This is a genomic window from Nonlabens sp., from assembly GCF_965657255.1.
GTDB lineage: Bacteria > Bacteroidota > Bacteroidia > Flavobacteriales > Flavobacteriaceae > Nonlabens.
In genome coordinates this window covers 96,460-108,859 of sequence record NZ_CBFHNM010000001.1, presented here as the reverse complement: position 1 = coordinate 108,859, position 12,400 = coordinate 96,460, and the positions used below count along the sequence as shown (strand labels likewise).

General features: G+C 35.8%; 14 protein-coding genes. 5 read left to right on the top strand and 9 right to left on the bottom strand.

The genetic code is table 11. The features are described 5' to 3' along the window. Window positions 1-89: 89 nt before the first annotated feature. From ACTF54_RS00565 to ACTF54_RS00555, 3 genes are all read left to right on the top strand, one after another. Window positions 90-887: a hypothetical protein gene (locus tag ACTF54_RS00565; RefSeq protein WP_438968499.1), complete on the top strand. Its 798-nt coding sequence runs from the start codon at window positions 90-92 to the stop codon at window positions 885-887. Window positions 888-1,079: 192 nt separating this feature from the next. Continuing rightward, window positions 1,080-1,628 carry a carboxymuconolactone decarboxylase family protein gene (locus ACTF54_RS00560; RefSeq protein WP_438968498.1) on the top strand — a complete coding sequence of 183 codons (549 nt, stop codon included), beginning with the start codon at window positions 1,080-1,082 and terminating at the stop codon, window positions 1,626-1,628. A 101-nt stretch (window positions 1,629-1,729) separates the two neighbouring features. Beyond that, a complete protein-coding gene (locus ACTF54_RS00555) occupies window positions 1,730-2,206 on the top strand; it encodes a 2-dehydro-3-deoxyphosphooctonate aldolase (protein WP_438968497.1) in 477 nt (158 codons plus the stop codon). On the opposite strand, the gene ACTF54_RS00550 is transcribed toward ACTF54_RS00555, so the two are convergent. Together ACTF54_RS00550 and ACTF54_RS00545 are read right to left on the bottom strand one after the other, a co-directional pair. Continuing rightward, window positions 2,203-3,033 carry a helix-turn-helix domain-containing protein gene (locus ACTF54_RS00550; protein WP_438968496.1) on the bottom strand — a complete coding sequence of 277 codons (831 nt, stop codon included), beginning with the start codon at window positions 3,031-3,033 and terminating at the stop codon, window positions 2,203-2,205. The two genes, ACTF54_RS00555 and ACTF54_RS00550, sit on opposite strands and share 4 nt — an antisense overlap. A gap of 34 nt (window positions 3,034-3,067) precedes the next feature. Then, window positions 3,068-3,370 (bottom strand): rhodanese-like domain-containing protein, encoded by a 303-nt coding sequence (locus tag ACTF54_RS00545; RefSeq protein WP_347195378.1) that lies wholly within the window; start codon window positions 3,368-3,370, stop codon window positions 3,068-3,070. 368 nt (window positions 3,371-3,738) lie between these two features. Between ACTF54_RS00545 and ACTF54_RS00540 the strand changes: the two genes are divergently transcribed. After that, entirely contained in the window at window positions 3,739-4,377 is a 639-nt protein-coding gene (locus ACTF54_RS00540) for a histidine kinase (protein ID WP_347195379.1), read from the top strand. Window positions 4,378-4,383: 6 nt separating this feature from the next. Here the strand turns inward: ACTF54_RS00540 and ACTF54_RS00535 are convergent, their stop codons facing one another. Continuing rightward, complete coding sequence (locus ACTF54_RS00535) at window positions 4,384-6,036, bottom strand: aromatic amino acid hydroxylase (RefSeq protein WP_347195380.1); 1,653 nt, start codon at window positions 6,034-6,036, stop codon at window positions 4,384-4,386. Window positions 6,037-6,143: 107 nt separating this feature from the next. Between ACTF54_RS00535 and ACTF54_RS00530 the strand changes: the two genes are divergently transcribed. Further along, window positions 6,144-6,707 (top strand): TetR/AcrR family transcriptional regulator, encoded by a 564-nt coding sequence (locus ACTF54_RS00530; RefSeq protein WP_347195381.1) that lies wholly within the window; start codon window positions 6,144-6,146, stop codon window positions 6,705-6,707. On the opposite strand, the gene ACTF54_RS00525 is transcribed toward ACTF54_RS00530, so the two are convergent. From ACTF54_RS00525 to hisB, 6 genes are all read right to left on the bottom strand, one after another. Further along, window positions 6,697-7,812, bottom strand: coding sequence for an alkene reductase (locus ACTF54_RS00525; protein WP_347195382.1), 1,116 nt, complete (start codon window positions 7,810-7,812; stop codon window positions 6,697-6,699). The two genes, ACTF54_RS00530 and ACTF54_RS00525, sit on opposite strands and share 11 nt — an antisense overlap. Before the next feature lie 159 nt (window positions 7,813-7,971). Beyond that, window positions 7,972-8,586: a bifunctional phosphoribosyl-AMP cyclohydrolase/phosphoribosyl-ATP diphosphatase HisIE gene (hisIE, locus tag ACTF54_RS00520; protein WP_347195383.1), complete on the bottom strand. Its 615-nt coding sequence runs from the start codon at window positions 8,584-8,586 to the stop codon at window positions 7,972-7,974. Between the two features lie 185 nt (window positions 8,587-8,771). Beyond that, window positions 8,772-9,620, bottom strand: a complete 849-nt coding sequence (hisF, locus tag ACTF54_RS00515; protein WP_347195384.1) for an imidazole glycerol phosphate synthase subunit HisF — start codon at window positions 9,618-9,620, stop codon at window positions 8,772-8,774. 45 nt (window positions 9,621-9,665) lie between these two features. Beyond that, window positions 9,666-10,418 (bottom strand): 1-(5-phosphoribosyl)-5-[(5-phosphoribosylamino)methylideneamino]imidazole-4-carboxamide isomerase, encoded by a 753-nt coding sequence (hisA, locus tag ACTF54_RS00510; RefSeq protein ID WP_438968656.1) that lies wholly within the window; start codon window positions 10,416-10,418, stop codon window positions 9,666-9,668. Window positions 10,419-10,538: 120 nt separating this feature from the next. Further along, window positions 10,539-11,183: an imidazole glycerol phosphate synthase subunit HisH gene (gene hisH / locus ACTF54_RS00505; RefSeq protein WP_438968495.1), complete on the bottom strand. Its 645-nt coding sequence runs from the start codon at window positions 11,181-11,183 to the stop codon at window positions 10,539-10,541. Next, a complete protein-coding gene (hisB, locus tag ACTF54_RS00500) occupies window positions 11,180-12,289 on the bottom strand; it encodes a bifunctional histidinol-phosphatase/imidazoleglycerol-phosphate dehydratase HisB (protein ID WP_347195386.1) in 1,110 nt (369 codons plus the stop codon). The genes hisH and hisB overlap by 4 nt, the downstream gene beginning before the upstream one ends. Window positions 12,290-12,400 lie beyond the last annotated feature (111 nt).

The following is a 12,400-nucleotide window of genomic DNA, read 5'->3' as shown; positions in this document are numbered from 1 at the left end:
GAAAAAGAATGAATATTGATTGCGCATTTTAAATTGCTGAAAAATGAAAGGCATGGTCCTTGATGAATGCAAATGACCAATCTCATGCTATGAAAAAGCTTTTACTTTTATTATTATTCGTTCCATTAATAGGTTTTTCTCAAGGAAAATTAAGTGGTGCTAAGGAAAATTTATCTTCTAATTCTTCCTCTTCTAGCAGCTCTAGTTCTAGCAGTTCTAGCTCAAGCGATGACGATGATGATTTTGTAGGTGGATTGTTTGCAGAAATATTTTTGGATCTTTTTCTTTTTATAGGTTATGAAGGACTTTTTGGTAGTCTAGAGGAGCGTCACTTTTCACCATATCCGTATTATTATGATAATGTGAATGGCGAGTATGATTTTGGAGCATTAAAAGGAGATAAAAGAAGTCTTGTGAAAGTTAATGCTAACTATTTTGCAGCCAATTCTATTCGAGGTTTTGAAACAACTATCAATTATCGCTTTATACCTATTCTAGGACTAGGAGTATCGCATACTAGTTTATTTGAAGATAATCTTTCTGGTAATACGGATCACTTTAATATGTCTTCTTTGATGCTCAATTATTATCGCATTAGAGAACGATCTGTCACTGGATATTGGGGAATAGGAGCGACCTATGTAGGAGATGATGTGAATACTACTGGTTTTTCTTATCAAGTAGGACTAGAGGTATATGCTTTTAGACCAATAAGTCTGCACGGTTCTTATCAGCAGTCTTTTATTAATGATAGTAGTATTGATCAGCTGCAGTTGCAGGTTAAATACCATCGAAAGAAGATGGCTTACTTTGCTGGTTACCATGATTATTCTTTAGGTGGTGTTAGTGTGAATGGTTTTGTTTTAGGTGCTGAGATTAGGTTTTAGCGTTATATCATGCATAAAATTGGGCGCGATTACACATATGTATTCTTGTTACTTTATTAAGTATGCAAGCGATTTATTTAGGGAATAATCAACCAGCAATCAGGAAAAAACTTTCTGTTTTCAACTTAATAGATGCCGCATCTTTGTCATGTCCTAAGGGATTAAAAATAATAATAATTTAATTTATATATCATGACAACATTTAATGTACCGAGTAGAGCAGAAGTGAATGAAGTAAATCAAGGGATTTTTGATCATCTAGAAAAGCAAGTAGGTTTTGTGCCTAATTTGTATGCGACCTATGCACTTTCAAATAATGCCTTAAACAACTACCTAACTTTTGCAGGATCTAAAACATCACTTAATAATAAAGAAAAAGAAGTGGTTAATCTTGCGGTAAGTGAGGTCAACGGTTGTTCTTATTGTCTTGCTGCGCATACGGCTATTGCAAAAGGGAATGGTTTCACAGAAGAGCAAATCTTAGAATTAAGAGCTGGTAAAGCTTCTTTTCAAAGTAGTTATAATGCACTAGCACAATTGGCAAAAAACATTACAGAAAATAGAGGTAAAGCAGATGAGGCTGTTGTAGATGCCTTTCTTGCAGCTGGTTATACTCGAGAAAACTTGATTGATACTATTGTTTTAGTTGGTGAAAAAACAATTTCAAATTACATCCATAATCTTACGGATATACCAGTAGATTTTCCAGCAGCTCAAGCTCTAGAATTAGAAAAAGCATAAAAAGTTTAGAATTAGTTTTTCAAAGTTGGTTAGTTAGAAACAGGTTGAGTCTTTTAGATTCAACCTGTTTTGTTTTATCTTTAAATGACTGAATTAAAAAGATGAAAAATACGATAATTACTTTATTTGCTTTTATTGTTTTAACCGCTTGCGGTTCTCAAAAGGCAATGGTTTCTAAAAAGCCTAATGAGACATCATCCAGTAATGGGAAACATCCTCAAATTCTAGTGAATAGTTATGCTTTTCTTGTAGAAAAGTATGCTGATGACAAAACCTACGGATTTGAACCACAAAATGCCATTAAAGTAGGTGGAGCTGCTGAAAGTGAAGGCCCAACAAATGAACGCAGGTTTCTCAATGCGCTGGCAGGTCCTAATGGTGAGGAATTAGATTATCATAGATTAGGTAGTTGCTGTCCACAACCATCAAAGAACTCTTCCTTTGGTCAGGCAATGCTCGATAAATATGCTTTGTACTATGAAGGTAGCAACGATACTCTAGTTATCTATATTAATATGTATGATTCTGAAAAATTAATGATTCCTAAAGGGTTTAAAGCAAGGAATTTTCCTAATTAAGACTTCCTAAATGTAAGAGGAGAAGTTCCTGTTTGTTTTTTGAAAAATTTAGAAAAGTGACTAGGTTCATTGTAACCTAAATCATATGCTATTTCTTCTGCACTTTTGTCTGAATATAACAGGAGTCTTTGAGCTTCAGCAGTAATGCGTTCATTGATAATTTTTAACGGTGATTTTGCATCGTGCTTTTTAAAAAAATTGGATAAAGTCTTAGGAGACTTGAAAAGCATCTCTGCATAATCTGCAACTTGATGTTTTTCTTTGAAATGTTGTTCTACTAATATGTTATATTTTCTAATTAGATCCACCTGTTTTACGGTAAGTTCTTCAGTGTAATTGTCGTTTTTTATAAGTCTAGTTGCGGTGATTAACATTCTCTTTAATAGGGTGCGCAACATTTCTCCTTGAATATGATCTTTAGTTTCAAACTCTTCTTGAAAAAGAGTAAGCATCGCATTAAAACTTTTGACATGCCTTTCACTTAAATTTGCAATAGGCGCATTGGAAGAACCATAAAATAACATTCCCATGCAGGAAACTTCAGAATCATTGTGCTGTATGCAGTAAAATTCTCTGTTAAAAACAAATGCAATCAACCCAAAATTATCAGTAGGAACATCCACCACATTTACTGGTGTACAAAAAAGAACCTGGTTTTCTTTAAGAGTCACTTCATAACCGTCGACAGTTAATTGTGTTTCTCCTGTAGTACACCATATAATTTTATAAAGTTCTTTTTCTTGTAGTAGTTGAAGTGATGGACCGCACTGAAAACTAGTGACTATAAAACGGCCTTCATCCTTAATGTTATGGTATTCTAATTTCATGCATTAAAAATAGGAATAATATATAATTAAAGTATCACGATTTCAAATGCTTTTTTACAGTTCCTATTCCCATTGCGTTTACTACTTTAAATCCATTTGATTTTAATTTGCTAGCAGCAACATTACTTCGTCCACCCATTGCACAATAAACGATTACTGGTTTATTCTTATCAAGTTCCTTCATTTTTTGATCTATCGTTTGAAAAGGAATGTTGTGAGAACCTTCTATATGACCATTGTTAAATTCAGAAGCTGATCGCACATCTACTAGTTGTGCTCCTTCTTCTAGATATTTTTTTATGGTTTCATTTTTCTTACTCTTAAATAATCCGAACATAGTTTTCTTTCTTAAGACGTTTCTTCATGAATTACTTACTTGCAATTTAAATTAATAATTGGTGTGGTGTTCCGCTTTCGCGAAAGCGGAATCATTTATTTGATAGCAACATTAAAAATACCCCAATCCATTATGATCAGTCCAGTAATGTTTTGATTAAATAAAAGTTACTAGATGATTTGTATATCATTAGAACATATTAAATCGATGTTTAATAAATTACTAATATCACTATGAGCAGCATAAAACTAAAATAATAAAAGTTATGATTAAAGATGATTTTTATTTTTAGGTTCAAAAATATAGAGCCTTATTATTGAATTTGTGGATCCTATTTAAGTTGGCAATAAATTAACTATTTTAGTTCAATGGATAATTGGTTTTTTTACGTTGTTTTAGGCTTGCTTATCGGTGGTATTATAGCTTTTGTATGGGAAGAATTGAATCATTCTGGTGCATGGAGCGATGCAAAAAGTAGAATTTCTATAGTAAGGCAGCAAAGAATCGATATTTTAAAACAATTAGATCAGAAGCCTCCAGAAAAAACAGATATTAAAAATGAGGCCGTTACACTAGTCTATAAATTTGCAGCATCTCAAAACCACTTTAGTTTAAAAGATATAGAAACTTTTACTAGGCAAATTCAAAATTATTATTTGAATAATTTAAATAGTCCTTCCACCTTCAAAATGAACTTTCCAGAAAAGAAATTATTAAATTTTGATCCCGCACAAACTTTAATGCTTTTAACCATAATAAACGAAGGACTTCATAATGCAGCCCTTTATTCAAATGCAAATTTTATTTTTAACATCGCATACATAGAGGATGATAAGCTACACATAATTACTCATGATAATGGAATAGGTTACGATCGAAATAAAAATATAGATGCCGGCGGAATCAACAAGATTCTAAAAGCAATCACAACGCTGAAAGGTGATTTAAAATTAACGAGTACAGCTGGAAATGGTACGGTGGTAAACACACAAATACCGCTTTCTTAAATTGTGTTAACTTATTAATTCCTCAATTTCTTCAATCAATAACCATTGTTCTGGATAATCAGATGCCACTTCATTCTTTAACTTATTGAGTAAAGGTTGATTGATTTTATCTTCTTCTCTAAAGTGGCGCACTTTCTCATATAAACCTTGAATTAGGATCTCTCTTTTTGAGAAAACAGGTTGAATCGTTTTAGTATCACTTTCATGAAAAACCAGGTCAAAACTGTAATAATCTGCAGGACCTGCATAAGCGCTTACTATTTCTTTACCTACCGCTAGATTTAACATGCCGTCGTCTGGAGAGAATAATACTTCATCTTTATAAGTTACCGTGCAGTCGGTAAACTGTATGAGCATCAATTTACCATTTATATTACGTTGTCCTGTAACGTTTAAGCCTTCTACTCTTATACCACTCTCATAAGTGAACTCAATGCGCTCATTATCATAAAAATTATAAGCTTGTAAATCACGAGGGCCCATATCTTCTATAGCAAGATTGATTCCTTTAAGTTTTCCTAGAGGTGATAAAAATCCTTGTTTATGAGTAGCTCTTCCATGACCTATCAACTCTTTTTCCCGATAAGCAAGAGCACTTTCTCCAGTAGTTTCAAAATATACCACATCATTATCATCATTAGTAATCATGCGTGTAAAAACACCACTCACTTGCAATCCTGTACTTATTTCTATCGTTCCTAAAGACTTAGAGTTAATCAATTTTTGTAGCCCACGATGTCCACCTTTACGCACTGCCATAGTGTTTGCAAACTCTTCCAGTACTTCACTTAAATGCGCAAAATTAGGCGTTACGTAGAGATGTGGTTGCTTGCGTGTAATGTCAAAATCTTGATAAGCCGCATCAATAGAATAAGGTCTTTTTTCAACCTCTGGTTCGAGACAACTTTTGCTTTCGCCTAAACTAGAGAGTAATCCAGCACCATAAAGTTTTGGGTTTTCCAGTGTTCCTACCAGTCCATATTCTACCGTCCACCAGTGTAGATTTCTTATGAGAGACATTTCACTAGGTTCTACTTTTTTGTTTTGTAGGCGTTCTATATCAGCTTCGGCAGCTTCAATTTCGGCATCTAGTGCGGCATCTTTTTTCTCGCTACACACTTCTTTAAGAATAGATATTTTGCGCACAGCTTCATACATCTCATGATCATGAGCACTAGAAATAGCTTTGCTTCCTATTTCGCCAAAACGTCTCAAATATTCTGCATAATCTGGACTTGCAATGATAGGCGCATGACCAGCTGCTTCGTGAATAATATCTGGCGCAGGAGTGTATTCTATATTATCGAGCTTTCTAATATCTGCAGCAATAACTAGAATTTTATACGCCTGAAACTCCATAAACGCCGCTGGCGGAATAAACCCATCCACAGCCACAGCAGCCCAACCTATTTCTTTTAAAATGCGATTCATTCCGTACATGGACGGAATATTATCTATAGAAATCCCTGTTTTTTTCAATCCAGCGAGGTAAGAACCATGCGCTACTTTGCTCAAGAAATCAACATTCTTGCGCATTACATGTCGCCATACCGCTTGATCTTGATAGGTGTAAAGCTCATAATTTTGAGGCTTTATGAACTGTTTCAAGTGTGGTGGTAATCTTTCAAGAAGCGGATTAATTTCTATATTCTCTAGCATTATAATAGGGTAAAGTCCAAAGCTAGTCTAAAATCGATAATTTTAATATGTAAGCTTGTTTTTTTAATTAATTTTAAGATAGTAAGCATCTATTATATTTGCAGTTCATGACACGCAAAAAACAGATCTTACAAACAGCAGCGCAACTTTTCAAAGAACGTGGTTATAGCGCGGTAACCATGCGTGATCTTGCTGCAGCTATGAATATGAAAGCAGCAAGTTTGTACAATCATATTTCTGGTAAACAAGAGATACTCGCAACGCTTATTTTAGAAGTAGCTCATGAGTTTACGGCAGGAATGGATGCGGTAGAGGCGTATGATAAGTCCGCTTTCGCGAAAGCGGAACAACTCATACTTCTTCACATTACAATAGCTCTTGAATACACCAATGCACTTGCAGTATTAAATACCGACTGGATGCACCTTGAAGGAAAAGCTTATCAAGAATACATACTGTTGCGCAAAACCTACGAGCTGGATTTTAAAAAGATTTTACAAAGTGGTATTTCTACCGGCGAGTTTAAAAATATAAGTGTAGAAACCATGCTTTTTAACCTCTTGAGTACGTTAAGATCCATATATTTATGGATACCAAAAAAGTCGACTACCGAAGTAGCCGACCTTAAAAAAGAGTTGCCTCAAATATTGCTTACAGGTATTAGCTCTTAGCTTTTTCTTCTTTTAATGTGGGATAATCAGTATATCCTTCACGTCCTTGAGAATAAAACGTTTCTTGATTCCAGTCTGCAGTGTTAGCATTCAATTCAAAACGTTCAGCTAGGTCAGGATTAGAAATAAATAACTTTCCATAGGCTACTAAATCTGCATGTCCATCTTCTATCACTTGATTACCTGACTCGCGATCAAACTCATTATTGATCATAAGATTTCCTTTGTAAATAGGACGGTAATGTTTTGCAATGTCTGATTCTAAAAAGTCAACACCACTCACATCTGTAAAAGGTTCTGATAAATGAAGGTAAGCTAGATCGCGATCATTTAATTTGTTTACGAGATAATCAAAAAACGGAATGGTATCTGGTGTTCCATCGATTCCAAAAACGCCGTGCAAGGATGGATTTAATCTACAACCTATTCTGTTTTCTGGGAAAGATTCTTTTACTGCTTCTATAACTTCAAAGAAAAAACGAGCTTTGTTTTCATTACTACCGCCATAATCATCTGTTCGTAAATTAGATTGATTATTGAAAAATTGATGAATTAAATATCCATTAGAACTATGGATTTCAACCCCATCAAATCCTGCTTTTTTAGCATTTGCAGCTGCATGACCAAATTCTCTTACCGTTTGTTTAATTTCTTCAACGGTCATCTCATGAGGTACTTCTGTCATTTTTTTTTCACCGTATTGATTGCGCAGTTCTGCCTTTGGATTTACAGCACTTGGCGCCCATGGCAGTTGTCCGTTGTGGTAATCAGGTAAAGAAGTACGTCCTACATGCCATAATTGGAGAAATATTTTTCCATCTGCTTTGTGTACACTATCTACTACTTTTTTCCAGCCTTCTACTTGAGCATCATTGAAAATTCCTGCTACAAATGGATAACCTCTCGCTTTTTCTGATACTTCACTTCCTTCTGTAATGATTAAACCTGCTCCTGTACGTTGTGTATAATAATCAATATGTTTTTGATCTGGTGCTTGATGTTCGTTAGTTGCTCTGCATCTGGTCATAGGAGCCATGATAACTCTATTCTTTAATTCTACTGCTCCTATAGTTATAGGTTGTAATAATGGCTGACTTTTACTCATAATAATTTTTATTTTAAAAGTAATACCATGTGAATAGATTAAGGTTAAATAGCCGTTAATTACATTTTTTTTAGAATTTTAAATCCTCAAATAAAAAAGCGATGATATCCATATTTTAGATATCATCGCTTGAATAAATTGCAGAATAATTTAATAGTACTATTGATGCCTTGTAGCTAGTTCAGCTTCAATATCTTTTAATGAAAAACCTTTAGCTTTCAATAAAACTAGGTAGTGATACATCAAATCACCAGCTTCATATAGAAAATCTTCTTCTTTACCATTAATGGCATCGATTACCGTTTCTACAGCTTCTTCACCTACTTTTTGAGCTACTTTATTAATCCCTTTTTGAATTAAAGAATAGGTGTAAGAACCTTCCACTTGATCATCAATACGCTGGTGGATGATCATTTCTAAATCGTTGATAGTAAAATTCTTCTCGCTTTCGCCAAAGCGAGATTCATCACCATCATCAAAACAACTTACCGTACCAGTATGACACGTAGGACCTTGCGCATTTGCTTTTATAAGAATGGTATCTTGATCACAATCGATTTTGATATCGACCACATCCAGAAAGTTGTCAGAAGATTCTCCTTTAGTCCAAAGTCGTTGTTTACTGCGTGAGTAAAAAGTAACACGATTTTCAGTTTGAGTTTTTTCAAAAGCCTCTTCATTCATATAGCCTAACATTAACACTTCTTTACTAGTAGCGTCTTGTACAATTACAGGCAATAATCCGTTCTCTCCTTTATTCCAATCTAATTTCATATCTGTTCCCACGAAAGTGGGAATCTCTTCGATTCAACACTTTCGATTTTATTTGCGCAGGCAGAAATTCTTATTTTCCCACCGCAATGTTTTTATTTTGTCAAGCTGTCGTAGGACGGCTTTGCTTTTGTTTTCCGCGCAGGCGGTAATCTTTAGTTTTAATCGTAAAGCTAGTTACTAACCAGCTAGATTCCTGCATTTGCAGGAATTCTCACAGCAACTCCAGCTGCCGTCAGCTGTTTTTTCAATTCTGGAACGGGCAACTCTCCAAAATGAAAAATACTCGCAGCTAGTCCAGCACTCGCTTCTGTGTCTTTGAAAAGTTCTTCAAAATGAGCACTAGTTCCTCCACCACCAGAAGCAATGATAGGAATGTTTAACTTTCTAGAAATAATATCAGTAAGTTCTAGAGCAAATCCATTTTTAGTTCCATCGTGATCCATGCTGGTAAGTAATATTTCTCCAGCGCCTAATCTTTCAATTTCTTGACACCAAGAAATAGTTTCTAGTTCTGTTTCTACACGTCCACCAGCTACATAGACTTTGTTTAAATTCTCGCGTACGCGGGAATCTGCAGGTAAGGAATCGCTAGCCTTATCATTTGAATCAGCTAGATTCCCACTTTCGTGGGAATATTTTGTATCCACCGCAACCACCACACATTGACTACCTAATTCTGCCGCTAATTCACTAATTAGCTCAGGTCTTTTAACAGCTGCGCTGTTGATAGCAATTTTATCAGCACCAGCTTTGATGATTTCTTTGGCAAGAGCTACGTCGTTAATTCCGCCACCTACGGTAAACGGAATATTCAACACCGCTGCGATTTCTTTTACAAGTAGTACTAAAGTGTCACGTTTTTCAATAGTAGCAGTAATGTCCAGAAAGCACAATTCATCAGCTCCTTGCTGTGCATATTGTTTTGCCAGTTCTACAGGATCACCAGCATCTCGCAATCCTACAAAGTTGATTCCTTTTACCGTACGTCCATCCTTAATGTCTAAGCATGGTATGATTCTTTTTTTTAAACTCATAATGTCAAGCCGTCGCAGTACGGCTTCGCTTATTTTAAATTCAATCTAAATAAATTCTCTCAATTCCTTAAATGTAATTCTACCTTCATAAAATGCTTTTCCTACAATAGCTCCTTCACAACCCATTTCTTTCAATCTGTGTAAATCATCAGCCACGGCAACACCACCAGAAGCGACGAGTTTAATTCCTGCGTAGGCAGGAATCTCATCCTGCAAAGCATTGTCTTCATTCAACGCAAGTATCTCCTTATACAATTTATAACTAGGACCAGCAAGCATTCCATCTTTTGCAATATCGGTACAAATGACGTATTCAATTTCTTTTTTATTCCATTCTTTAATGAACTGAACAACCTCAAGTTTGCTACTTTCTAGCCAGCCGTGTGTCGCGATCATTCCATCCTTAGCATCAGCGCCTAGAATGATTTTATCACTACCGTATTTAGAAATCCAGCCTTCAAAAGTGCTAGCATCTTTAACCGCAATACTGCCACCGGTGACTTGTTTTGCACCACTTTCAAAAACGATTTTAATATCCTCATCGGTTTTCACACCACCACCAAAATCTACTTGTAATCCTGTTTGTCCAGCGATGCGCTCCAGCACTTTCCAGTTCACCACGTGACTACTTTTTGCTCCATCAAGATCTACTAAGTGCAAGTGTTTAATTCCATTTGCTTCAAACTCTTTGGCTACTTCTAGTGGGTCTTCATTATAAACCGTTTTCTGATTATAATCGCCTTGTGAAAGTCGTACACACTTTCCATCTATTATATCTATTGCTGGTATTATTCTCATAAGCCAAATTCCTGCGCAGGCAGGAATCTCTTTGAATCCTTCACCTACATTTAATTTATTGTCATTCCGCTGCATAGCGGAATCGGTTATTGTAATATCTAAAGCCAGTTAACAAACCAACTAGATTCCTGCGTTCGCAGGAATTTTTATAAAGTTCTCTAATATCTGCTCACCTATTCCTGCACTTTTTTCTGGATGAAACTGCGTGGCGTAAAAATTATCTTTTTGTAATGCGCTACTGAAAGGTAATATGTAATCACAAACAGCAATACTATTCTCACAAACATCTGCGTAGTAGGAATGAACGTAATACACATCTGAATCAGACGTCAAGCTAACTAATAGTTTAGAGTTTTGAATTTGCTTATTTCGGTGTTCATTATTCCCTAATCGAAATTCGTTATTTAAACTGTTCCATCCCATGTGCGGTACTTTCATACCGCTAGTTTCAGGGAACATTTTTACATCTGTATCAAAAATCCCAAGACATTCTGTATCACCTTCTTCACTGTGATTGCACATGAGTTGCATACCTAAGCAAATTCCTAACACAGGTTGTTTTAGGTTCTTGATCACTTCATCTAGACCACGATCTTTCAAGTATTTCATAGCGGTTCCCGCTTCGCCTACACCAGGAAAAATCACCTTATCAGCATTTTGTAATTCTGCAGGATCATCTGTGACTTTGTTTTCCACACCTAGTCTATTCAGTGCATTAGTCACACTTCCTATATTACCAGCGTTATATTTTACAATGGCGATCATAGTGTTCCTTTTGTGCTAGGTAATTTTCCATCACCAGTTTGTTTTACGGCCATTTTTATGGATTTAGCAAATGCTTTAAACAAGCTCTCAATCTTGTGGTGTTCATTATCGCCTTCTACTTTCATGTTGAGGTTACATCTGGCAGCATCGCTAAATGATTTGAAGAAGTGAAAGAACAATTCGGTAGGCATATCGCCCACATATTCCCGTTTAAATTCGGCTTCCCAAACGATCCATGGTCTACCACCGAAGTCTATTCCTACCTGTGCCAGCGAGTCGTCCATAGGTAGCAAAAAGCCATATCTATTGATTCCTTTTTTTGAAGATAACGCTTTCGCGAAAGCGTCACCTAAAGCAATCGCCGTATCTTCTATGGTGTGATGTTCATCTATTTCAAGATCGCCATTTACTTTAATATCTAGATCTAATGATCCATGACGTTGCAACTGTTCCAACATGTGATCATAGAACTTCAAACCAGTATCTATTTTTCCGTTTCCAGAACCGTCAAGGTTTAAAACGATGTTGATATCGGTTTCATTTGTCTTGCGACTTACAGTGACCTTGCGAGGTTGACCTCTTAAAAACTGGAAAATCTCTTTCCAGCTATTTGTTTTGAGCACTACAACCTCATCATCAAATTCACTATCATCAGTAATGCTAGGCAGCTGGATTCCTTTACAACCTAGATTTTTGGCTAGTTGCATGTCGCTATTGCGATCACCTATGACAAAACTGTTTTCAAGATCATAATTACCTTTAATGTAATGCGTTAAGAGGCCAGTTTCAGGCTTGCGTGTAGGTGCATTTTGCTCAGGAAAAGAGCGATCAATCAATACCTCGCTGAAAGTTACGCCTTCATTTTCTAGCACATTCATCATTAAATTATGAACAGGCCAGAAGGTATCTTCTGGAAAGCTGTCAGTTCCTAATCCATCTTGATTAGTCACCATAACGAGTTCATAATCCAGCTCACGAGCGATCCGGTGCAACTGTGTAATTGCCATAGGCAAAAACTCCAGCTTTTCAAATGCGTCCAGTTGATAATCTACTGGTGGCTCTTTTACGATGGTGCCATCGCGATCTATAAATAATACTTTTTTCATGCTTCTATACCTGCGCAGGCAGGAATCTCTGTGAGTCCATCACCTACTTTTGATTTATGCCATCTTATTGGATGGCTATTTTATTAGTTAAGCCATCTCACAACGGCTTTG